18 protein-coding genes and 2 riboswitches are annotated in these 22,688 nt (G+C 69.2%); of the genes, 5 read left to right on the top strand and 13 right to left on the bottom strand.

Annotated elements, in window-relative coordinates; translation table 11 throughout:
- Nucleotides 1-70: 70 nt before the first annotated feature.
- Nucleotides 71-619: a hypothetical protein gene (locus QUD34_RS12720; protein ID WP_286354083.1), complete on the bottom strand. Its 549-nt coding sequence runs from the start codon at nucleotides 617-619 to the stop codon at nucleotides 71-73.
- Between the two features lie 89 nt (nucleotides 620-708).
- Entirely contained in the window at nucleotides 709-1,461 is a 753-nt protein-coding gene (locus QUD34_RS12715) for an SDR family NAD(P)-dependent oxidoreductase (RefSeq protein WP_286354082.1), read from the bottom strand.
- A gap of 104 nt (nucleotides 1,462-1,565) precedes the next feature.
- On the opposite strand from QUD34_RS12715, the gene QUD34_RS12710 reads away from it, so the two are divergent.
- Nucleotides 1,566-1,796, top strand: coding sequence for a hypothetical protein (locus tag QUD34_RS12710; protein ID WP_286354081.1), 231 nt, complete (start codon nucleotides 1,566-1,568; stop codon nucleotides 1,794-1,796).
- Nucleotides 1,797-1,802: 6 nt separating this feature from the next.
- Here the strand turns inward: QUD34_RS12710 and QUD34_RS12705 are convergent, their stop codons facing one another.
- The 3 genes from QUD34_RS12705 to QUD34_RS12695 are packed head-to-tail and all read right to left on the bottom strand — an operon-like array spanning nucleotide 1,803 to nucleotide 5,391.
- Nucleotides 1,803-3,167: an aspartate kinase gene (locus tag QUD34_RS12705; RefSeq protein ID WP_286354080.1), complete on the bottom strand. Its 1,365-nt coding sequence runs from the start codon at nucleotides 3,165-3,167 to the stop codon at nucleotides 1,803-1,805.
- Nucleotides 3,164-4,099: a homoserine O-acetyltransferase MetA gene (gene metA, locus QUD34_RS12700; protein WP_286354079.1), complete on the bottom strand. Its 936-nt coding sequence runs from the start codon at nucleotides 4,097-4,099 to the stop codon at nucleotides 3,164-3,166. The genes QUD34_RS12705 and metA overlap by 4 nt, the downstream gene beginning before the upstream one ends.
- Before the next feature lie 2 nt (nucleotides 4,100-4,101).
- On the bottom strand, nucleotides 4,102-5,391 hold the full coding sequence (locus tag QUD34_RS12695; RefSeq protein WP_286354078.1) for an O-acetylhomoserine aminocarboxypropyltransferase/cysteine synthase family protein: 1,290 nt from the start codon (nucleotides 5,389-5,391) through the stop codon (nucleotides 4,102-4,104).
- 122 nt (nucleotides 5,392-5,513) lie between these two features.
- A riboswitch (SAM riboswitch) is annotated at nucleotides 5,514-5,622 on the bottom strand.
- A 235-nt stretch (nucleotides 5,623-5,857) separates the two neighbouring features.
- On the opposite strand from QUD34_RS12695, the gene bamE reads away from it, so the two are divergent.
- Nucleotides 5,858-6,364, top strand: coding sequence for an outer membrane protein assembly factor BamE domain-containing protein (gene bamE / locus QUD34_RS12690; RefSeq protein ID WP_286354077.1), 507 nt, complete (start codon nucleotides 5,858-5,860; stop codon nucleotides 6,362-6,364).
- 19 nt (nucleotides 6,365-6,383) lie between these two features.
- Here bamE and metH read toward each other — a convergent pair whose 3' ends face one another.
- From metH to QUD34_RS12660, 6 genes are all read right to left on the bottom strand, one after another.
- Nucleotides 6,384-9,806, bottom strand: coding sequence for a methionine synthase (metH, locus tag QUD34_RS12685; protein WP_286354076.1), 3,423 nt, complete (start codon nucleotides 9,804-9,806; stop codon nucleotides 6,384-6,386).
- 1 nt (nucleotide 9,807) lies between these two features.
- Nucleotides 9,808-10,095: a 2Fe-2S iron-sulfur cluster-binding protein gene (locus QUD34_RS12680; RefSeq protein ID WP_286354075.1), complete on the bottom strand. Its 288-nt coding sequence runs from the start codon at nucleotides 10,093-10,095 to the stop codon at nucleotides 9,808-9,810.
- Nucleotides 10,096-10,204: 109 nt separating this feature from the next.
- Nucleotides 10,205-12,070, bottom strand: coding sequence for a bifunctional homocysteine S-methyltransferase/methylenetetrahydrofolate reductase (locus tag QUD34_RS12675; RefSeq protein ID WP_286354074.1), 1,866 nt, complete (start codon nucleotides 12,068-12,070; stop codon nucleotides 10,205-10,207).
- Between the two features lie 64 nt (nucleotides 12,071-12,134).
- A riboswitch (SAM riboswitch) is annotated at nucleotides 12,135-12,238 on the bottom strand.
- A gap of 53 nt (nucleotides 12,239-12,291) precedes the next feature.
- Entirely contained in the window at nucleotides 12,292-13,722 is a 1,431-nt protein-coding gene (locus QUD34_RS12670) for a glycosyltransferase family 2 protein (RefSeq protein ID WP_286354073.1), read from the bottom strand.
- Entirely contained in the window at nucleotides 13,719-14,813 is a 1,095-nt protein-coding gene (locus QUD34_RS12665; protein ID WP_286354072.1) for a HEAT repeat domain-containing protein, read from the bottom strand. The genes QUD34_RS12670 and QUD34_RS12665 overlap by 4 nt, the downstream gene beginning before the upstream one ends.
- Before the next feature lie 63 nt (nucleotides 14,814-14,876).
- Entirely contained in the window at nucleotides 14,877-15,281 is a 405-nt protein-coding gene (locus tag QUD34_RS12660; protein WP_286354071.1) for a response regulator transcription factor, read from the bottom strand.
- A gap of 133 nt (nucleotides 15,282-15,414) precedes the next feature.
- On the opposite strand from QUD34_RS12660, the gene QUD34_RS12655 reads away from it, so the two are divergent.
- Genes QUD34_RS12655 through QUD34_RS12645 form a run of 3 tightly spaced genes read left to right on the top strand, consistent with a single transcriptional unit; the run spans nucleotide 15,415 to nucleotide 20,590 of the window.
- Entirely contained in the window at nucleotides 15,415-16,338 is a 924-nt protein-coding gene (locus tag QUD34_RS12655; RefSeq protein WP_286354070.1) for a polysaccharide deacetylase family protein, read from the top strand.
- Complete coding sequence (locus tag QUD34_RS12650; RefSeq protein WP_286354069.1) at nucleotides 16,335-18,902, top strand: tetratricopeptide repeat protein; 2,568 nt, start codon at nucleotides 16,335-16,337, stop codon at nucleotides 18,900-18,902. Before QUD34_RS12655 ends, QUD34_RS12650 begins: the two co-directional genes overlap by 4 nt.
- Nucleotides 18,899-20,590, top strand: coding sequence for a tetratricopeptide repeat protein (locus tag QUD34_RS12645; RefSeq protein ID WP_286354068.1), 1,692 nt, complete (start codon nucleotides 18,899-18,901; stop codon nucleotides 20,588-20,590). The genes QUD34_RS12650 and QUD34_RS12645 overlap by 4 nt, the downstream gene beginning before the upstream one ends.
- A gap of 4 nt (nucleotides 20,591-20,594) precedes the next feature.
- Here QUD34_RS12645 and QUD34_RS12640 read toward each other — a convergent pair whose 3' ends face one another.
- Both QUD34_RS12640 and QUD34_RS12635 read right to left on the bottom strand, forming a co-directional pair.
- The gene (locus QUD34_RS12640; RefSeq protein WP_286354067.1) at nucleotides 20,595-21,557 is read right to left on the bottom strand and encodes an alpha-ketoacid dehydrogenase subunit beta; all 963 of its coding nucleotides are present in this window, start codon (nucleotides 21,555-21,557) and stop codon (nucleotides 20,595-20,597) included.
- Nucleotides 21,554-22,576 carry a PLP-dependent cysteine synthase family protein gene (locus QUD34_RS12635; RefSeq protein ID WP_286354066.1) on the bottom strand — a complete coding sequence of 341 codons (1,023 nt, stop codon included), beginning with the start codon at nucleotides 22,574-22,576 and terminating at the stop codon, nucleotides 21,554-21,556. The genes QUD34_RS12640 and QUD34_RS12635 overlap by 4 nt, the downstream gene beginning before the upstream one ends.
- Between the last annotated feature and the right edge of the window lie 112 nt (nucleotides 22,577-22,688).

The following is a 22,688-nucleotide window of genomic DNA, read 5'->3' as shown; positions in this document are numbered from 1 at the left end:
CGCGACCGATCCCCCCTCAGGCCCCCCTCCGGAGGGCCCGGGAGGGGCGGCCGGACTTGATCTCATCCCCTCACAGCCGCAGCGCGGTCTCCGCGGCCATGGCGTCGCGCTCCTTCTGGTGGTCGAAGAGGACCAGATACCAGCCGAAGGCGGCAAGCAGCGCGTGCCTGAACCGGGCGAAGGAGGTCAGGTTCAGATCCACATCGCAACGCTCCAGTCCCGCGGGCGAGGTGAGATCCCGTCCCGGGTAGGCATGGAGCCGGACCAGGGCGACGCCCCCGGGATCCAGGAAGGCCCCGCCATCGGGATGCCAGGTCCAGTCGAAGACGGCCCCGTCCAGGAATTCGAGCTTCCCGTGTCGGAGGGCATGGGGATGGAAGGTGGCCAGGTTCGTTTTCTCGCCCTCCTCGCGCAGGGTCACGGCCGGGGCCAGGAGACCCAGGTGCTTGAGGGTCCAGGAGCCTTCGGCCGTTTCGACGCGGGCCAGCGTATGTTCCCCATCGAGGAAGGTGAGGGTGGCGAAGGTCTCGCCGTTCGCTTGCAACGCGAAGTCGGGCGGCGAGTAGCCTCCCCGCCGCCAGGCCAGGGAGGCGGCAGGGCATTCCGAGAGCGATCTCATGGCATTCCCCTGTTCTCGCGGGGATGCATCCGCGCAGGGGGAAATGTACATTCCACGGGGCGGTCGCGTCAGAGGCGCCGCCGAAAAAGTCACACCTGGATCACGCCCCCATCGAGGTTGAGACACTGCCCCACCTGCATGGTGTTGGCGGGATCCAGCAGCCAGGCGATGCCGTGGGCGATCTCCTCCGGCTGGAAGAACCGCTTCACGGGCACGGCCGCCTCGGCCTGGGCCCGCGTCTGCGCTTCGGTCTGCCCGGTGGCGGCGGCGATCTGGCGGAGGCCGGTCTGGGCCATGTCCGTGTCCACCCACCCCGGGGCCACGGCATTCACCACGATGCCCCGGTCGATGAGTTCGAGGGCCAGGGCCTTGGCGAGCCCGTGGACGCCGTGCTTGGCGGCGCAGTAGGCCCCGTAGCCCGGCACGCCGAAGCGGCCCAGGACGCTGGCCACCAGCACGATGCGCCCGCCGGGCCCCATGCGGGGGAGGAAGGCCCGCACCGTGTTCCAGGGCCCCGCCAGATCCGCGGCGAGGATCTGGTCGAAAAAGGCGTCGGAGTCGCCGTCGACGGGCGTCATGCCCGAGATGGCCGCCGCGGCCAGCAGCCCGTCCACCGGGCCGAGATCCTTGGCCACGGCCGCCAGGCGGGTGCGGTCCGTCACATCCGCCTCGTGGGTTTCCGCCGTGCCGCCGGCCTGCCGGACGGCGGCGGCGGCCTCGGCAAGCGCCGCGGCGTCCCGCCCGAGGAGGATCAGATGGGCTGACTCCGTGCGGGCCAGGTGCAGCGCGCAGGCGCGACCCAGGCCGCGGGAACCGCCGGTGATGAGGATGGTGCGGGTCATGGGACCTCCCTTCCAAGAGGGTGCCAGATCCGGAGGAGGCCGGATGCCGCCCGGTGGCGCGGGGGGTTCGGCGGCCTATCTTTTAGGATTCACAGGAGAAAGCGATGGGCTGCGAGACGCAGGGCGACCGGCGGCATGCGTCGGAGCTGAGGGAGGGTGAGGGCCGGGGGGCCCTCTGGTCCCTGCCGGATGGCCATCGCCTGCCCAACCTGGTGGATGCGATCCCCCTCGTGCTGGCCGATCCCGCCCATCCGGCCCGCCTGCGGGAGACCGACTTGGAACATCCCGAGGATTTCCACCTGCGCCTGACGGCCTGGCTGCTGCGGCAGGGTTAAACCGGGTCAGCCGGTCTTCTGGCGCTCCGGGATCCGGAGCGGGGGCTGGCCATCCACGCAGCGGTCGTGCAGGCGGGGGATGAGGTCCCCCAGCCGGGACTCGGGCACGAGGAAGGCGATGGAGACGGTGCTGCTGCCCGTCAGCAGGCCACCCACGGGCTCTGGGCCCAGGGCCGCGAGGTGGCGCAGGGCCGCCAGGGGATCGGCCCGCAGGCCCTCGCCCACCAGGGCCACGACGGCCCAGCCGGATTCGCAGGCGAGACCGGACGCGGCGAGGGTCCCAAGTACCTCGGCGGCGGCTGGGGTCTCCGGTCTCACCGCCAGCAGGGTGCCCGCGGGGCTGGCGATCAGCCCGAAGCGCAGGGCACCGGCTTCCTCCAGGCTGCGCGCGGCCTTGAGCGGCGGTTCGAGTCCGGCCGAGGCCGGGAAGCGCAACAGGCTGATTCCCTCTTTGTAGGCCACGGAGGTGACGGCGCCGGGGGGACGGAGCGGCGGCACCGGCAGGATCTCCGTGCGGGAGGCGCCGGGCCGCAGGGTGTTGGCGACCACGAGGCGGAACCCCGCCCGCGCGCCGGGGGCCAGGGAATCCGCGTGGAGGACCTTCGCCCCGAAGGCGCTGAGGGCCTCGGCCTCGCCCAGGCTCATCTGGGGGATGGGGCGGGCGCCGGGGACCAGGCTGGGATCCGCCGTCAGCACGCCATCCACATCGGTCCAGATTTGAACCTCCTCGGCCCCCAGGGCCTCGCCCAAGAGGGTGGCGCTGGTGTCGGATCCCCCCCGGCCCAGGGTGGTGGTGTGGCCTTCCGCCGTGATGCCGAGGAATCCCTGGGTGACCCAGAGGCCTCCGGCCTCCAGGGCCTCGCGCCAGGGGGCCGCCGCCGTGCGCAGGGCCGCCAGGTGGGGCCGGGCCTTGCCGAAGCGGGCATCCGTCCGCAGCACCTCGCGGACCTCGCGGAAGGCACCGCCGAAGCAGGCGGCCGCAAGGTGGGCCGACAGCGTCTCGCCCACGGCCAGGGCGGCGTCCCGACCCCGGGGCGTGGCCTCGCCCAGCATGGCCATGCCCGTGAGCAGCCGGTCCAGCCGGTCGAGGAGGGGCGTCCAGGTCGGCCGGACCTCGGTCCAGAGGCCCAGCTCGGAGGCCACCTGGCGGTGCCGGTCCCGCAGGGCGACCAGATGCTCCCGCGCACTGGGGAGCTGACCTCCCCCCGCGGCGGCGCACGCCTCGAGGATGCGGTCGGTGGTGCCGCGCAGGGCCGAGACCACCACGAGGCCGCCCGCGGGCAGCTCCTCGGAGACGATGGCGGCCGCGCGGCGGAAGGCCTCGGCGCTGCCCACGGAGCTGCCGCCGAACTTCAGGACCTTCAGGCTCATGCCTGCCCTCCTTTCGCGGGGAGTGTGCCCAGGTCGTAGGGCGCCTCCTGGTAGACGCAGTGGTTCAGCCAGTTGGAGAAGAGGAGGTTGGCGTGCCCCCGCCAGCGGACCAGGGGCTCCCGGGCGGGGTCGTCGTCCGGGAAGTAGTTCCGTGGAAGGCCGATGGGCAGGCCTCTCCGGAGGTCCCGCGCGTACTCGCCCTGGAGGGTGCCCGAGTCGTACTCCGAATGGCCCGTGACGAAGACCTGGCGCCGATCCGTGGACTGGACGATGTAGACCCCGGCCTCGTCGGACTCGGCGAGGAGGGTCAGCCGGGGCTCCGCCAGGATGTCCTCCCGGCGGGTCTCCGTGTGGCGCGAGTGGGGCGCGAAGAAGACATCGTCGAACCCCTGCACGATGCGCTCATGGCGCACCTTCAGGCGGTGGGGGAAGACGCCGAACTTCTTCTCGGGGAGGGGGTGTTTTGGAATGCCGTAATAGCGGTAGAGCGCGGCCTGGGCGCCCCAGCAGATGAAGAGGCTGGAGAAGACATTCGTGCCGGCCCAGTCCAGCAGCTCGGTGAGCTCGGGCCAGTAGTCCACCGCCTCGAAGGGCAGCTGCTCCACGGGGGCGCCGGTGATGATGAGACCGTCGAAGGCCTGGTGGCGCACCTCCGCGAAGGACGCGTAGTGTTCCAGCAGGTGCTCCGCCGGCGTGTTCCTGGCCTCGTGGGAGGCCATGTGGAGCAGCGTGACCTCCACCTGCAGGGGGGTGTTGCCCAGCAGGCGGAGGAGCTGGGTCTCCGTGGCGATCTTCGTGGGCATCAGGTTGAGGATGGCGATGCGCAACGGCCGGATGTCCTGATGGAGGGCGCGGGGCTCCTCCATCAGGAACACATTTTCCGCCTCGAGGATGCCCCGGGCGGGCAGGGAGGAGGGGACTTTGACGGGCATGGCTAGGCTTTCGCGAGAGCCTGATCCAGGTCCCCGATGAGGTCGTCGATGTGTTCGAGGCCCACGGACAGGCGGATCAGATCGTCGGTGACGCCCGTGGCCGCCCGCTCCTCGGTCGAGAGCTGCTGGTGGGTGGTGCTGGCGGGGTGAATGATGAGGCTCTTGGCATCGCCCAGGTTGGCCAGGCGGGAGAAGAGCTGCACGGCGTCGATGACGGCCCCGCCGGCCTTCAGCCCACCCTTCACGCCGAAGGTCAGGATGCCGCCGAAGCCTGCGCCCTGGCGGAAATAGCGGGCCGCCGAAGCGTGGTTCCCGTTGCCGGGCAGCCCGGGGTAGTTCACCCAGGCCACCTTGGGGTGCGTCGAAAGCCACTGGGCCAGGGCCAGGGCGTTCTCGCCGTGGCGTTGCAGGCGCAGGGGCAGGGTCTCGATGCCCTGGAGGATGAGGAAGGCGTTGAAGGGGCTCAGGGCGGCGCCGGTGTCGCGGAGGCCTTCGATGCGGGCCTTGGTGATGAAGGCCGCGGGGCCCGCCAGGTCCGCCAGCACGGCGCCGTGGTAGGCGGCGAAGGGCTCGGTGAACTCGGGGAACTTGCCGCCCTTCCAGTCGAAGGTGCCGCCATCGACGATGAGGCCCGCCACGGAGGTGCCGTGACCGCCCAGGTATTTGGTGGCGCTGTGCACGACGATGTCTGCCCCGTACTTGAACGGGTTCAGCAGGTAGGGGCTGGGCAGGGTGTTGTCCACGATGAGCGGGATGCCGGCCCCGTGGGCGATGGCGGCGATGGCCTCGAACTCGGGCACATCCAGCTTGGGGTTGCCCACGGCCTCGATGTAGATGGCGCGGGTCTCGGGCCGGAGGGCGGCGCGGAAGGCCTCGGGCTTCGTCGAATCCACGAAGGTGGTGGTGATGCCCGTGCGGGGCAGGGTGTGGTGCAGCAGGTTGTAGGTGCCACCGTAGAGGTTGTTCCCGGCGACCACATGATCACCGCCCCGCAGCAGGGTGGTGAGCGCGAGGGTGATGGCCGCCTGGCCCGAGGCCGTGGCCAGGGCGCCGATGCCGCCTTCCAGCTGCGCCACGCGCTGCTCCAGCACGGCCGTGGTGGGGTTCATGATCCGGGTGTAGATGTTCCCCGGCACCTCCAGGTTGAAGAGCTGGGCGCCATGTTCGGTGCTGTCGAACACATAGCTGGTGGTCTGGTAGATGGGCACGGCCCGGCTCTTCGTATCCGAGTCCGGGCTGTGGCCCCCGTGGAGGGCGATCGTTTCGAAGCGGACGGCGGGGGTGGCGCTCATGGCGTCTCCTGGAAAAGGAATGGTGAGAAGGCCGAGGCCCCGTCTGTCCAAGCAAGTCCAGGAAAAGCAAAAGGGGCCCGATTTCTCGGGCCCCTTCGATGATTGCGTCAGCTCGACACAGCTCGACATCTCTCCGCGGTTGATTGCTCAATCGCGGCAGGAATTGGCACCTTGCTTTCGCAGGTTGCCAAGGTTTCACAGGGCCCGTCCCTCCACCTTTCTGGATAACTCGCTATGGAACTGACAAGGATCTCGTAAGAGAACGGCCCCGAAGGGCCGGTCAAAAAAGGTAGCGCCGCGGGAGCCTCCTGGCAAGGGCCATCGCAGCCTTCATTGAAAAAGGGAAGGGCTGGGGCCAGCCGGGATCGGAACGGGGCGCCTCTTCCGGGACGGCAGCCTCTGGCACACTGCTCTTACCAGGTGCCGCCTCCCGGGGCGGATGACCTGCCCTGATTGGAGCCGTGCCATGCAACGACACCTTGCCGCCCTGATGATCGGGATTCCCGCCGTTGTGTCCATGGGCTGCACCAAGCCGGATCTGGATGTGTCCAAGCTCAGGGTGGGGATGACCAAGAAGGAGGTGATCGAGCGGGTGGGGAATCCAACCCGAACGACGGCCACCAACGACACCGAAGTGCATGAGTACGAAGCCTACGATCGGTACGGGGCCATCAAGATCAACAGCCGCACCCAGTACATCCGTTTCGTGAACGGTCGGGTGGACGCCTTTGGAACGCTTGAGGATCTGAAGGCCGGACGGTCTTCCTGGCGTTCTTCGGAGGCCCGCGCCAAGGCGAACCCGGAGGCACGGGAAGCAGCTACCCAGAAGCAGCCGGCCACCCCTGCCGGGCCGGCGTTCGACCTGCGCGTCGAGCTGGAAAAGCTGGAGAAGCTGAAGAAAGATGGGCTCATCACCGAGGTGGAGTTCCGGGAGCTCCGCCAGAAGGTCATGGACAAGGCCCGCGCTCAGTAAGAGCGCTCGGAGCTTTCGCCTACGCCGAAAAGTACCGCGCCTGGGGATGCCAGGCCACCAGGGCGCTGGTGCTGTATTCGGGGTCCATCTGGTGGCTGTCGGAGAGGTGGACGCCGATCTCCTGGCCGCGCAGGAGGTCCAGGATGGGCCCGTTGCCCTCCAGGTCCGGGCAGGCCGGATAGCCGTAGGAATAGCGGGAGCCCTGGTAGCCCTGGGCGAAGAGGGCGCGGCCCGGCAGGTCTTTGGCCGCGATGCCCAGCTCCCGGCGGATGCGGGCGTGGATGCGCTCCGCATAGGCTTCCGTCAGCTCCGTAGCCAGGCCGTGGAAGGCGAAGTAGTCCGCGTAGCCGTCTTCCCGGTAGAGCTTGGCCGCGTGATCCGCGGCGGCCTGGCCCAGTGTGACGAGCTGGAGGGCCAGCACATCGGTCCGGTCGGCGCGGAAGAAGTCCGCGATGCAGAGCCTTCTTCCCGTGCCCTGGCGCGGGAAGGCGAGCACCGCGAGCGTCCGGGCAGGGGCGACCGGATCGAGCACCCGCAGCGCATCCCCCTCGGCACGCACCGGGAAATAGCCGTAGCGGGCCTTCGGGTGGAAAAGCGGGTCCGCGGCCAGCCGCTCCTTCCAGCGCACCAGCTGGGGCACGGCCTTGTCGCGCAGCACGGCGGCGAAGGCCTCGTCGGTCTGGCTGCCCTGGCTGAAGCCCCAGCGGTTGCGGATCAGAGCGAAGGCGTCGAGGTGCTCGAACAGGTCCACCGGCGCATCTGCGAGCTCTCGCACGCCCCAGAACGGGGGTTCCGGTGTCGGCGCATCGTGCCGCACCCAGCTGCTCTGTTGGAGCGGAGTCAGCGGCACGGCCGCGCCACCCCGCTTCAGGATCTTGATGTCGCCCGCCGCGGAGGCGGATGGCGCAGGTGCTGGAACGCCGGCCTCCCCCGCCACCAGAGCCTGCATGTGCCGCAGACCCTCGAAGGCGTCCTCGGCGTAGAAGACCGGGCCCGCATACGAGCGCCGGCAGTCGCCCTCGACATAGTCCCGGGTGAGGGCCGCCCCGCCCAGGATCACGGGCACCTTCAGCCCCTGCTCCTCCATGAAGTGCAGGTTCTCCTTCATGATGACGGTGGATTTCACCAGCAGGCCCGACAGCCCGACAGCATCGGCGGGCCAGGCTTCGAGCTCCTTGAGAATGGCTTCGATGGGCTGTTTGATGCCCAGGTTTTTCACCTCGAAGCCGTTGTTGCTGAGGATGATGTCCACCAGGTTCTTGCCGATGTCGTGGACATCGCCCTTCACGGTGGCCAGCAGGATGCGGCCCTTCTGGTAGTTCGATTCCCTGGGCAGATGGGGCTCGATGCGCTTGATGGCCTCCTTCATGGCTTCGGCGCTTTCCAGCACGAAGGGGAGCTGCATCTCCCCGGCGCCGAAGCGCTCGCCCACCACCTTCATGGCCCCCAGCAGCACCTCGTTGATGAGGATGAGCGGATCGTGGTCCTTCAGGGCCTCGTCCACATCCGCGAGGATGGCCTGCTTCTCGCCGTCGAGGATGCCGCGGTGCAGCCGCTCCAGCACCGGGAGATCCTCGCGGTGGTCCTCCGCCGCGACGGCCTTGCGGTCGCTGAACCGGGCCAGGACCGCCTTGAGGGGATCGTAGCCTTCCGTGCGGCGGTCGAAGATGAGGTCCTCGATCATGCGGCGGTCCTCGGGATCGATCTTCGCCACGGGGATCACCTTCGAGGCGTTGAAGATGGCCATGTCGAGGCCGAACTTCACGCCGTGATAGAGCATGAGGGCGTTGAGCACATGGCGGGAGGCTGGATTCAGGCCGAAACTGACATTGCTCACGCCGAGGATGGTCATCACGCCGGGCAGCTCGGCCTTGATGAGCTTCAGGGCCTCCAGGGTCTCCACCGCGGAACCTCGGAACTCCTCGTCGCCGCTGCCCAGGGTGAAGGTCAGCGGGTCGATGATGAGGTCGCCGGGGTCGAGGCCAAACTCGCCCACGGCCAGGGCGTGGAGACGCTTCGCCACGGCCAGCTTCTGCTCGCGGGTCTTGGCCATGCCGCGCTCATCGATGGTGAGGGCCACCACGGCGGCGCCGTAGGTCTTGCAGAGGTCCAGGATCTTGCGGGCCTTGGCGTCCCCATCCTCGAAGTTGATGGAGTTCACCACGCACTTGCCGGGGGACCGCTGCAGGGCCCGCTCGATGACGGGCACCTCCGTGCTGTCGATGACGAGGGGCAGGGTGATCTGGGAGACGAGGCGGCTCAGCAGCTCGTCGGCATCGCGCACCTCGTCCCGGCCCACATAGGCCACGCAGAGATCCAGCAGGTGGGCGCCTTCCCGCTGCTGCTCCTTGGCGAGGGTGATCATGCCGTCCCAGTCCTCGGCCGCCAGCAGGTCGCGGAACTTCTTCGAGCCGTTCGCGTTGGTCCGCTCGCCCACGATCAGAGGCGCGGGTTCCTGCCGGAGCGTCACGCTCTGATAGAGGCTGGCGGCGCTGCGCTCCAGCTTCGGCGCGCGCCGCGGCACATTCAGCTTTTCCACACCCGGGGCCAGGGCCCGGATGTGGTCGGGCGTGGTGCCGCAGCATCCGCCGACGATGGCCAGGCCGAATTCCGAGGCCGCGTGCAGGACCTTCGGCGCGAAGGCCGCGGGATCCAGGGGGTAGACCACCTGCCCCCCCACATTCTCCGGGAGGCCGGCGTTGGGCAGGCAGCTGATGGAGAAGGGGCTGGCTTCCGACAGGGTCTGGAGGTGCGAGTGCATCTCGTCGGGTCCCGTGGCGCAGTTGAGCCCGAGCACATCGATGCCGAGGGGCTCCACGCTGGTGAGCACGGCGGAGATGTCCGAACCCACCAGGAGGGTGCCCGTGGTCTCCACCGTGGCCTGCACCCAGAGGGGGACCTTCCGCTTCTTGGCGGCCATGGCCTCGCGGGCGGCGCGGACGGCCACCTTGATCTGCCCCAGGTCCTGACAGGTCTCGATGAGGATGGCGTCGGCGCCGCCGTCCAGCAGGCCGTCCATCTGCACGCGGTAGGAGGCGAGCAGCTCGCGGTACCCCACATGGCCGAGCGTGATGAGCTTGGTGCCGGGGCCCACGGAGCCGATGACGAAGCGGGGCCGGTCGAAGCTGCGGGCCACCTCCTTGGCGATGGATGCGGCCTGCACATTGAGGGCGTAGGCCCGGTCCGACAGTCCGAAATCGCCCAGCACCAGCGGGTTGGCGCCGAAGGTGTTGGTCTCCACGGCGTCGGCGCCCGCGCGGAAGTAGCTTTCGTGGATCTCCCGGATCCACTGGGGCCGGCGTTCGGTGAGCAGGTCCACGCAGCCTTCCAGGGCCGCGCTGCCATAGTCGTCCGCCGTGGGCTTGCGGGCGAAGATCTGGGTGCCCATGCCGCCGTCCAGCAGCAGCACCTTGTCGCGCAGGATCGTCTCGAGGGTCGTCATGTCAAAGCCCCAAATACTCGATGTCCACATCACCGGTGACGACCACCTGGCAGGCGAGACGCTGGTCGCCGGGGGCGTCCAGGCCCTTCAGGAAGTCCCGTTCCTCGGAGCCCGGCTCGCCGCAGTGGTCGAGCCCCCCCGCGATGCGCACCCGGCAGGTGCCGCAGGAGCCCGTGCGGCAGCCGAAGGTGATGTCGGCGCCCGCCGCATCCGCGATCGCCTGCAGGGGCGTACCCTCTGGCGCTTCGACCAGCAGATCCTCTAGCAGGAAATGGACCTTCACGGGCATGTCGGATCCTGAAAAAGATGGTTAACCACAGAGGACGCAGAGAGCACAGAGAAGAACGATCTCTGTCTTTCCTCTGTGTTCTCTGTGGTGACTATTTTTATCAGTCCCTTCATGCGTCCTCCCGCTTGGGCAGGAGCGGCGCCACGAGCTCGACCTGGCCGAAGGGGGCGCTGAGCTGGAGGCCCCGGACGCGGGGACGGATGATCTCGATGACTTCCTGGGCGATGGCGAGGCCCTCTTTGACCTGATCCTCGGCGCGGGTCCACTTCGCCATGCGGGTGAGCACGGAGGGCGGCACGAAGGCGCCGGGCACCTCGTTGGCCATGAACTCGGCGTTGCGCAGGCTCTTGAGGGGCCAGATGCCCGCGATGATCGGCACGCCGCCCTTGCCGTCGAGGGCCTCGGTGAAGTCGAGGAAGCGGAACAGGGTGTCGGCGTCGAAGACGGGCTGGGTGATGGCCCACTGGGCGCCGGCCTCCACCTTGTAGCGGAAGCGGGCCTTCTCGCGGTCCAGGTCCGCCGCCACGGGGTTGGCCCCCACCCCCACGCTGAACGAGGTGGGCTTGCCGATGCCGGCGCCGCCGAGATCGAGCCCTGTGTTCAGGCGCTTGAGCATGTTCACGAGGCCGATGGCGTCCACATCGAAGACGGCGGTGGCCTGGGGGTAGGGCCCCAGCTTCGGCGGATCGCCGGTGACGGCCAGGATGTTGCGCAGGCCGAGTCCCGCGGCGCCCAGAAGATCGCTCTGCATGCCGAGCAGGTTCCGGTCGCGGCAGGCGTAGTGGAGGATGGTCTCGAGCCCCACCTGCTGCTCGATGATGAGGGCCGTGGCCAGGGCGGACATGCGGGCCATGGCGCGGGGGCCGTCCGGCACATTGATGGCGTCCACGCCCAGGGCCCGGCATTGGCGGGTCTTGGCCACGAGCTTGTCGTACTCCATCCCCTTGGGGGGCACCAGCTCCACGGTGTAGGTGAACTCGCCCTGGGCCAGCTTGAGGCTGAAGCGGCTGCGGTAGGCGAAGGGCACCTCGGGCTGGGGCTGCTCGTGGGGCTTCAGCTCGAAGCCGCCGCCGGCCTGGACGAAGGCCCGCTCCTGGCGGAAGGCCCCGCGCATGGCGCGGATGTGGGCAGGGGTGGTGCCGCTGCACCCGCCCACGCCCCGGGCGCCGGCGGCGAGGGCCCGGGCGGCGAACCCGCCCAGGTACTCGGGGCTGGCGCCATAGATGAGGCGGCCATCCACCAGATGGGGCAGGCCGGGGTTCGGCTGGAGGACGATGGGCTTGGCGGTGACGGCCTTCAGGCGTTCGAGCAGGCGCAGGTGGGGGGCCGGCCCGTTGCCGCCGATGAGGCCCACCAAATGAGCCCCCCAGGTGTCCAGCTGCTTGATGAACCAGTCCGGTTCGGCCCCGAAGAGGGCCTGACCCTCGTCATTGGTGGTCATCAGCGCGGCGATGGGGAGGTCGCCGAGCTCCTGCACGGCGAGGATGGCCTGGTGGATCTCATTGAGGTCCTCGAAGGCTTCGAGGACGATCAGGTCGGCCCCGGCCTCGATCAGGGGCGTGGCCTGTTCGCGGAACAGGGCGCGGGCCTCGTCGAAGGAGGTGGGCCCCCAGGGCTCGATGCGCACCCCCAGCGGACCGATGCAGCCGGCCACCCAGGCGCGGGCGCCCTGCTGGGTGATGGCCTGTTTCGCGAGGGCCATGCCCTCGCGGTTGATGGCATCCATCTGCCCCTCGAGGCCCCGGGCCGCGAGCTTCAGGCGTCCGGCGCCCCAGGTGTTGGTGGTGAGCACCTGGGCGCCCGCCGCGAGGAACTCCCCGTGGATGGCCAGCAGCAGATCCGGCGCCTTGAGGTTGCATTCCTCGAAGCTGCGCTGGAGCGTGATCCCGCGGTCGTGCAGGGCCGTGGCGGTGCTGCCGTCGAAGAGGAAGCATTCGCCCGCGTCGAGGGCCTGCTGGAAGGTGGGATGGGTCATGGCTGCGCCTGGGAGGGCAGTCCGTTGATCGGCATCCAGGAGGTCTCGGGTCAGTCGGGACGGTTCGGTATCTTCCCCCCGGCGACGCCGGAGGCAGGAGTTGGCACCTTGCTTTCGCAGGTTGCCAAGGTTTCACAGGGCCTTTCCCTCCACCTTTCTGGATAGCGCTATCGGACTGCCAAAGATCGAGGGGACAGCATGCGCTGCGGGGATGGCGACCGTCAAGCTTCGGGGGGCTTCGGGGCCGGGTGTGTGGTGAGCCCCAGGCGCTTCAGGTGCCCCCATTGGTCCTTCCCGCGGATCCAGTCGAGGGTACCCCGCAGCCGCCACCAGAGGGTCAGCTGGCGGTAGCCGAAGTTCTCGGCCACGGCGAGGAGCAATAGGATGCTCCAGGCCTTGAGGCCCTGGTAGCGGTGGCTGCTGATTTCGTGGAGGACCACGGACACCACGGAGTTCAGCACGCCGAGCAGGAGGGCGACATAGAAGAACAGGAGGGCGAAGGTGCCACCCACCGAGTGGGTCCAGAGGGACCCGGCGAACACGAGGTAGCCGGCGACCTCGATGATCGGGGCCAGGGCCTCGAAGACGAGGAAATAGGGCATGGAGAAGATCCCGATGCGCCCGTACTTCGGGTTGAAGCACATGCGCCGGTGCCGCCAGATGGTCTCGAGCATGCCCCGCTGCCAGCGGTTGCGCTGGCGTCCCAGCTCCCTGAAATGTTCGGGGACTTCGGTCCAGCACACGGGATCCGGCACCAGGGCGATGTGGTGGGGGCGCTTCCAGTCCCGCAGGCAGCGGTGGAGGCGCACGACCAGCTCGAAGTCCTCGCCGATGGTGGCCGTGTCGAACCCGCCTGCGGCCACGACCAGGTCCTTCCGGAAGACGCCGAAGGCGCCGCTGACGATGAACAGGGAGTCCAGCGAAGCCAGCCCCACCCGGGCGAAGAGGAAGGCTCTCAGATACTCCACGATCTGGAACCGGGCCAGCCAGGAGTCCGGGAGGTAGATGCCGCGGATGCCCATGGGCGTGACCTTGCAGCCGTTCACGGGCCGGACCACGCCGCCGGAAGCGATCAGGTCCGGCCGGTCCATGAAGGGCCGCGCGATGCGGAGCAGGGCATCGTTCTCCAGGAGGCTGTCCCCGTCCATGCAGCACACCAGGGGATACCGGGCCAGGTTCACGCCGCAGTTCAAAGCGTCCGCCTTGCCGCCGTTCGCCTTGTCCACCACCACCAGGTTGGGCACATAGGCGCTTTCATAGACGCCGAGCACCTCCTGGGTGGGGAGCAGCTGGCGGATCACACGGTGGCTGGGCTGGAGCTTGAAGGCGGTGATGAGCCGCTGGAGGGTGGCGTCCGTGCTCCCGTCGTTCACCACCACCACCTGGAACTCCGGGTAGCGGAGGCTGACCAGGCTGTTGATGCTCGCCACCACGCCGGCCTCTTCGTTGTAGGCCGGGCAGATCAAGGACATGGGCTTGAAGTGGCTGGACTCGAAGGCCGTGTCGAGGCGGTCGGTTTCGGCCTCGTCCAGGTGCCGTCGGATGGAGAAGAAGGCCCGGAGGATCAGCCCCAGGTGCGTGAGGTTCATGGCCAGGAAGTAGGCGAGGATGCCCCACTGGGCGAAGGCGGTGACGAATACGCGGAAGCTCACAGGTGACCCCGTTCATCCGCCCACTCGAGCCGCTCGCGGGCGATGTCCCGGGCGAAGCGGTCCGCCGAGGCATCCTCGGCGATCCAGGTCAGGGCCGAGACACCGGCCCGGCCGAGATCCACGAGGCTCTGGGCCGCGTTCCGGCGCACTTCGAACACGCGATCGGCCAGCAGGGGGAGGAGGGCCGGAATGGCGGAGGGTCCCCCGAGCACGCCCAGGGCCCGGGCCGCCTGCGTGCGGATCTCCCAGACGGGGCTGGAGGCAAAAGGCAGCACCTTGGGGTAGATGGTCGGGTCCGCGAGGATGATGAGCGACTTCAGGACCGAGACCCGGAGGTTCACATGCGGGACCTCCAGCAGCCAGAGCAGGCGGGGTTGGGAGTCCCGGTGCCGGTGGGAGCCGACCAGCAGCGCGAAGAGGATCCAGGGTTCCGGGTTCTGATCCGGGGACTCGAGGTGGTCCTTCATCCAGGGCAGCAGGCCGGGGCCGAAGCCCTCCAGGACCCGCAGCAGGCGCTCGCGCTGGTAGACCTCCTCGCGCATGACCCAGGCCAGGACGGGGCTGGCGAAACGCAGGTCCTGGCTGTGGGTGAGGGTCCGGGCCGCCACATGCGCCACATAGGGGACGGGATCGTCCAGGAGGGGCAGGACCAGGTTGAGGTAGCCCTCGATGCGGAGGCCCGGATTCCAGCGCCAGGGCCGGTCGGCGACGGGCGGGGGCGGGGTCTCGGTGAGTTCGTCCAGCCGGAAGGCGCCGATCTCCTGGGCGGCCATGGCCCGGACCCGGGGGTCCCGGCTCCGGAGGCGGCGGGGGAGGGAGAGGTGGATGTCCAGGCCCAGGTAGAGCTGGCGGAGGACCTCGGATTCCTGCCCGGCCAGCGTGGATTGGTAGCGGGCCAGGAAATTCCGGAAGAGCCAACGGTCGGCGTGCGGGATGGGCCCGAAGGAGCCGCGCTCGTAGCCGCCCTTGAAGAGGTAGTCCGTCAGCTGGACTTCCCAGGCCTGGTAGCAGGCGATGCGATGGCGGTTCTGGCGGTCCCGGCGCACCTGCAGAATGGCCCCGACCAGCACCAGGCCGGAGACCAGGGCCACCAGGATGACGGTGGCCGCATGCAGCGCGGGAAGGAAGAGGTCCTGGGACAGGGGAAGGATGGATCACCCCGCCCGGCGGGAGCGTTCGAAGAGCCGCCACAGCCGCTCCATGAGCACCTGCACGGAGATCGGCTTGATCATGTAGTCGTCGGCCCCGGCCGCCAGGCAGCGGACCATGTCCTGCTCATTCTGGTTGCTGGAGATGAGCAGGATGGGGATGCGCCCCTTGGGGGGCGGGAGGTCGCGGATTTCCTGGACCAGCCGGAAGCCATTCATGGACGGCATCATGAGGTCGGTGGTGATGAGGTCGATGGCTTCGCGGTTCAGGATCTCGAGGCCCTCCACGCCATGGAGGGCCACGAACACCTTCAGCCCCTCCATCTCCAGGCGGGCCTGAATGATCCGGGCGGTCGTGAGGTCATCTTCGACCACCAGGACCGTGGTATGTTCGGGCCAGCGTCGGCTCATGAAAAAAGTCTAGCAAGGTATGAATCAAACCTGACGATTTCCATGGATTAGGAGCACCCGGTTCCCCCATGACACGAGGATTCCACGCCCCCGTCCAGGACTGCGCCCGCCCGTGGGACGGAGCCGCGCATCCATGAGCTTCCCGTCTCTCATCCGGGCCCTCATCCGGGCGGTCGCCTGGGGTTTCTGCTGCGCGGTCCTGACTGGCCAGTCGCTGTCCATCACCTTGGACGACGGGCCCAACCTCAGCTCGACCCCGCGGCTTTCGGGCGACGAACGGAACCGGCGCCTGCTGGAGGCCTTCCGGGAGAGGGGCGTGCGCGTGGTCCTCTTTGCCAACGGCATCCGCGGCGGGGACAGCCCGGAGGGGATCCGGTGGCTGGAGGCCTGGGGCCGGGCGGGCCACCGCATCGGGAATCACACCTACGGTCACCCCAACCTCGAAGAGGTCGGCCTGCCCCGATTCAAGGAAGAGGTGCTTCAGCTGGACCGCCTGATCCGCGGCGTTCCCGGCTACTGGCCCATGCTGCGGTTCCCGTACCTGCGCGAGGGAAGGGCGGGGGCGGAACGGCGAGCCGCCCAGGCCATGCTGAAGGATCTGGGATACGGCGTCGCGCCGGTGAGCATCCCGACCTACGACTGGCTCTTCAATGAGCGCCTCCAGCTGCTGCTGCAGGCCCGGCCCGAAGCCGACATCGCGCCCATCCGGACCCTCTACCTGCGGCACCTGGACGAGGTCCTCCGGGGCTACCGCGACCTGGGCGACCGGCTCCTCGGCAAGGATCCGGTCCACACGCTCCTCCTCCACCACAACCTCCTGAATGCCCTCGTCATGCCAGACCTGCTCCGGATGCTGGATGCGAACGGCTGGAAGGTGGTGGGCCCGGAGGAGGCCTACCGGGATCCCATCTACGCGGAAGACCTGTCGACCATGGGCTACAGCGAAAGCCACCTCGGCGCCCTGGCGCGGAAGCGGCGCATGCTCGTGGCGGAGGTCCAGCGCCTGGAGGCCCTGCTGGAGGGCGGGAAGACGGCCCTCAAGGAGCACGCGCCATGACCCTGACCTGGCTGCCCATCTGCCTGGCCCTGGCCGGTCTCGTCCAGGATCCGGCCGAGGGCCACCGGCTGCTCCGGGAGAATCGCCTGGAGGCGGCCCGGAAGGCCTTCGATGCCGTGCTGGCCAAGGCGCCCCAGGATGTGGACGGCCTGGTCGGAGCCGGGTTCACGGCCCTGCGCCAGGAGCGCATTCCGGAAGCGCTGGCCCATTTCCAACGGGCGCTGGCGCTGTCGCCCGCCTATGCGGATGCGGCCTATGGCTCGGCGCTGTGCCAGGAACGCCTGGGCAAAACGGCCGAGGCCCGGCGTCTGGCCAAGGAGGCGGTGCGCCTCGATCCGGCCCGCGAGGACTTCCAGACCCTCCTGGCCCGGGTCTCCCCGATGGAAGACTCGATTCCCCCGCCTCCGCCTCTCCCCGCGGAGCTGCGGGTGCCCTTCCGCACTGTTCCGGCCGGCTTCCAGATCCGCGATGGGGCGGGCTGGAAGACCGTGTATCTGAAGGGGGTGAACCTGGGCGCGGCCCTGCCGGGGCGGTTCCCCACGGAATTCCCGGGCAAGGAGGTCTATGCCGGGTGGCTGGCGGAGATGGGGCAGCTCGGGATCAACGCCCTCCGCCTCTACACCATCCACCCTCCTGCCTTCTACGAGGCCCTGCGAGAGCACAACCTCAAGGCGGCGCACCCGATCTACCTGCTGCACGGCGTCTGGGTGGAGCCCCCGCCGGGGGACGACTTCGGCGATCCCGTCTGGTTCGCGGCCTACCGCGAGGACATGCGGCGCGTGGTGGACCTGATGCACGGCCGCGCCAGCTTCCCGCCCCGGCCGGGGGCCGCCGGGGGCCATTACCGCGCGGATGTGAGCCGCTGGTGGATCGGGACGATCCTGGGCCGCGAATGGGAGCCCTTCAATGTCATCGCCTACAACCGGCGGCATCCGGGCGATTCCGACTGGAAGGGCCGGTTCGTGGAGGTGCGCCGGGCCCACGCGACGGAAGTCTTCATGGCCAAGGCCCTGGACACCTTCATCGGGCTCGAACACGACACCTACCATGTGCAGCGGCCGGTGGCCTTCACCAACTGGCCCACGCTCGACGCCATGACGCACCCCAGCGAGACCTCGTTTTTCGAGGAACAGCGGATCCTGAAGAAACTCGGCCTGCCCTATACGGAGGAAGTGAAGTCCGAAGTCTTCGACGACGACAGCGTGTCCATCGACATGGAGAAGTTCTCGGATCTCCCGGCGTTCAGGGGGGGGCTGTTCGCGAGCTACCATGTCTATCCGAACTATCCGGAGTTCATCAACCTCGACGCCGGATACGCGAAGGCTCGGGACGAGGAGGGGCCCAACAGCTACCTGGGGTATCTCAAGGAGCTCCGGGCCTACCACAAGAAGCACGCGGTGCTGGTGTCCGAGTTCGGGCTCAGTTCCTCCCGCATGCCGGCCCACTGGCAGCCCCAGGGCATGACCCACGGGGGCCTCGAGGAGAAGGACCAGGCCCGCCTGATGAAGCGCCTGATCCGGAACATCTACGACACGGGGTACGCCGGGAGCATCGTCTTCGCCTGGATGGACGAGTGGTTCAAGAAGACCTGGCAGGTCTCGCCGCTCGAGCTGCCGCCCGAGCGGAAGCCCCTCTGGTTCAACGCCATGGATGCGGAGGAGAACTACGGATTGATCGGGCATCATCCTGGGGCCAAGGGGCCGAACATCCTCATCGACGGCCGGGCCGACGACTGGAAGAACATCCCCACCTACCTCAAGAACGAGAATCTGGAGATGAAGCTCTTTGCCGACGAGGGCTGGTTCCATGTGGGCCTCTTCTGGAAGGGGGCCGTCGACTGGAACCGCGACACCTTCCTGCTGGGGCTGGACACCCTGGGGCCGGACCTGGGCAACCACCGCTTCCCCTTCGGCGTTCCCGTGCGGAACGGTGCGGGAATGGAGTTCACCCTCGAACTGTCCGCGAAAAGCTGCGGCGTCTGGGTGGACGCCCCCTACGAGTTCTCGCCCCACCGCCACCCGGGCCCTTCCCGCACCATCGCCCACGAAGACGGCCCCTGGCGCCAGATGCAGACGGAGACCAACCGCCTGCGGGTGGGGCAGGACCTGACGGTCTATCAGGCCCGCCGCTACGACATCGGGGCCCTGCACAAGGGGACCCAGGACCGCCGCGACCCCGCCTTCGATTCGCTGGGCGAATGGATGGACGGCCCCGGGTTCCTGGAAGTCCGCATCCCCTGGACGCTGATCCATGTCACCGATCCAAGCTCGCGCCGCGTGCTCCAGGATCCGGCGGACCTGCTGTCGATGGAGGACCACGGCTCGGTGACCACCGACGGATTCCGCGCCAGCCTGGTGCGGACGCGCCGCAAAGGGCCCGAGGGGCCGGCGGAGGTTCTCGAAACCCTGCCTGCCGCGAACCGGAACGGCATTCCCATCCCTCCCCTCTTCACCTGGCCCACCTGGGAGCAGCCCCGCTGGCATCCTTTCCGGAAGAAGGCCTTCGATGCCGTCCGGGATGCCTTCGCCGCCCTTCCGGCCCAACCCAAACCGAGCGCGCCATGATCCTCCTTCTGTTCCCAGCCACCCTGCAAGCGGCTCCGACCCCCAGCGACGCCGAGATGGGCCGCCTGCTCACCCAGGCCCGGCAGGCGCGGAACCAGAGCCACTGGGACGAGGCGATCAAGGGCTACGACGCCTTGCTGGCCAAGGATGGCTGGCACGAGACGGCCCTCTTCGAGCGGGCGCAGACCCTGGGATGGGCCCAGCGGTATCCGGAGTGCGTGACGGCCTGGCGCCTCTTCCGGGAGCGCGCGCCCTGGCGGGCGCGGGAAGCGGACCAGAACCTGGCCATGATGGCGAGCTGGGGGCGGAAGTTCGAGGTGGCCCTCACGACCCTGGAGCCCTATGCCCAGAAGGGCGAGCGCTGGGCGATCCTCGACAGCGCCAAGTACCTGAGCTGGGCCGGCCGCTACCGCGAGTCGCTGGCCCGCACCTCGACCTGGATCGCCGCGCACCCGAAGGATCGGGATGCCCTCCTCATGCAGGCCCGCGTGCTGAGCTGGGATGGCCGTCTGAGGGCGGCCCATGGGGCCTTCCAGCAGCTGGTGGCCCAGCATCCCGATCTGGGGGATGCCCGCCTGGGGCTGGCCCAGGTGTCGCTGTGGAGCGGCCGGGTCGAGGAGGCCCGGGTGGAAGTGGACCAGCTGCCGAAGGAGACCCGCGAGACGCCCGAAGGGAAACTCCTGGAAGGGCAGGTCCGGCTGGCGGAAGGCCGCCGGCGGGCGGCACTGGCGCAGCTGACGCCGCTGGCCCGGCAGGGCAGCCCCGTGCAGCGGGACGCGGAGGATCTGATCCGGGCCGCCGCCGAGGCGAACGGCCCCTCGGTGGAGATCGGCCAGACCCGCACCCTCACCAGCGAGCCCCTGCGCATGCTGGACAGCTCCGTGCGCGCCAAGCTGCCCCTCGGGGATGGCAGCATCGGCCTGAGCCACACCCTGCACCGCGCGGAACTGAGCGGCGCGGAATCCGATGCGCACGAGACGGCCGCTACCGTGGCCTATCCCCTGGGACCGCTGCGCCTCTCGGCCGATCTGGGCCGCCTCACGGGGCTGGGCGGGGATCCCGCCGGGTTCCATCGCCTGGGCCTTCTCTGGCGGTTGGGGCATGGCGCGGAGGTGAACCTGACCCAAGGCCGGAGCGTGATCGTCTTTACGCCCCAGGCGGTGGCTCAGCGGGTCGGCATCCAGAGCACGGACTTGGCCTTCACGCTGGCCGGCTTCGCGGATGTCCTCCGGCTCCAGGCCGGCACCGCCTCGGTCTCCGCGGGGAACCGCCGGACCACCTGGAGCGGTGCCTACGAGCACCGCTGGCGCCTCTCGCCCATCACCCTGTCCGCCGGGCTCACCAGCCGCGGCATGGGCTATTCGGAAACGCTGCCGCTCGGCTTCTGGAATCCGAGGCACTACCTCTTCCATGGCGCCACGGGCACCGCGGCCTTCGAGAACGGCCGCTTCGCCTTGTTGGTGGAGGGGCGCTGGGGGCGCCAGGTGACGGATCAGCAGGCCTGGACCACGGGCAAGGGCTACGCCGCGAACCTGAGCTGGGGCCTCGGGCGCAGCCCCGTCACGCTGCTGCTCGGCTGGTCCGACAGCACCTCGGGCCTGAACGCGGTAAGCGTGACCGACCCGAACACCTATCGCGAGCAGAGCTTCCGCTGGGGCCTCCGGGTGGCCGGCCCCTGGCGCTGGTAGCGCGCTACCAGGCCAGCAGCCGCTCCAGCGAGGCGGCCACGGCGGCCGGGCCCGGCAGGAAGGCCGCCTCCAGCGGCGGGCTGGCGGGGGTGGGCGTGTCGGCCGCACCCAGGCGCATCACGGGGGCGTCGAGCCAGCTGAAGCAGGCTTCGCCGATGCGGGAAGCCAGCTCGGCGCCGGGGCCGTAGGTGAGGCTGGCCTCGGTGAGCACCAGCACCCGGTGGGTGCGCTTCACCAGGTCCGCGATGGCGGCGTCGTCCAGGGGCCAGAGGGTCCGCAGGTCCAGCACGGCGACATCGAGGCCGGCCGCGGCTTCCAGGGCCGCATGCTGGGCCGCGCCGTAGGTGATCACGCAGGCGCGGGTGCCGTTCTTGCGCAGGGCCGCCTCACCCAGGCGCGCCGTGGGGGCCTCGTGCCACTGGTCCTTGAGGCGGCGGTAGAGGTGCTTGTGCTCGAAGACCAGCACGGGATCTGGGTCGTCGATGGCGGCGCGGAGCAGGGCGTAGGCATCGCGCACGGTCCCCGGCGCCACGACCTTGAGGCCCGGGCTGCCCAGGAAGTGTCCCTCGGGGTTCTGGCTGTGGAAGGGGCCGCCGCCGTTGCCGCCGCCCGAAGGTCCGCGGAAGACGGCGGGCACGGACTGCCCCCACCGCCAGTGGGCCTTGGCGGCGAAGTTCACCATGAGGTCCGCCGCCAGCAGCGCGAAGTCCATGAACTGGAACTCCGCCACGGGCCGCTGCCCCATGAGGGCCGCGCCGATGGCCGACCCGGCGATGGCCTGCTCGGAGATGGGCGTGTCGATGACGCGGTCGGGGCCGAAGCGCTCCAGCAGCCCCTCGGTGGCGCGGAAGGCTCCACCGTAGTTGCCGATGTCTTCGCCCAGGCAGCAGACCCGGGCATCGGCCGCCATCGCATCGAAGAGCGCCTGGCGGATGGCCTCGAGGTAGGTGCCGGAGAAGGCGGTCATTCCCCCGCCTCGAGCAACCCCCGCTCGTCGTCCAGCAATCCGCGCTCCGCGAGCCAGGCATCGTTGAAGATGCTGCTGAGGTAGCGGCCCGCGCCGTCCGGGAACACGGTCACGATGCGCGCCGGGCGGCCCAGGGCGGGCAGGCTCTTCGCGACCTGGAGCACCGCCCACAGGGCCGCGCCGCTGGAGCCGCCGCCGAGGACGCCCTCCTCCCTGACGAGCCTGCGCGCCTGCTGGAAGGCGTCGCGGTCGGATACCTGGTACATCTCGTCGATGAGCTCGAACTCCATGGTGGGGATGAGGAATTCGTCCCCCAGACCCTCGATGCGGTAGGGGCCGGCCTTGGGGTTCTTCTCGCCGCGGAAGTGGGGCGTGAACACCGAGCCCACGGGATCCACGGCCACGACCTTGATCGTCGGGTCCTTCTCTTTCAGGTAGCGGCCCACGCCGCCGATGGTGCCGCCGGTGCCGGCGCCGGCCACCAGGTAGTCGATGCGACCCTCCATCTGCTCCCAGATCTCGGGGCCCGTGCCTGCATAGTGGGCCGCATTGTTCTCGCGGTTGCCGTGCTGATCGGGGAAGAAGCAGCCGGGCGTCTCCCGGGCCAGGCGCGGCGTGATGTTGTTGTAGCTGTCGGGGTGCTCCGGCGGCAGGCTCGTGTCCACCTTGTGCACCTGGGCGCCGAGGGCCAGCAGCTGGTTCAGCTTCTCCTGGGAGATGGTGTCGCGCACCACCACCTTGAGCCGGTAGCCCTTCTGGATGGCCATGAGGGCGAGCCCCATGGCCGTGTTGCCCGAGGAGTTCTCGATGATGAGGCCGCCGGGCTTCAGGCGGCCGTCGCGCTCCGCGGCCTCGATCATGTGCTTCGCGATGCGGTCCTTGCTGCTCCCCATGGGGTTCAGGAACTCGAGCTTGGCGAAGACCTCCACCGGCAGGTTCTCGACGACGCGGCGCAGTTGGACCAGGGGCGTGTTGCCGATGGCTTCCAGCACGCTGCCGCAGGGCTTCCGGTAGAGCATGGGGATCCTCCGGAGGCCAGTATGACCGCTGCGCCGGTCTCAGATCCGAGCCACAATGGGGGCTTCAAGTTCCCTCCATCCGCGCGCAAGGGTGCCCCGGTGGTGGGCCCTC

It is taken from the genome of Geothrix oryzae (genome assembly GCF_030295385.1).
GTDB lineage: Bacteria > Acidobacteriota > Holophagae > Holophagales > Holophagaceae > Geothrix > Geothrix oryzae.
Note: the sequence above shows the minus strand (reverse complement) of the source record. Positions and strands in the feature narration are given on the sequence as shown.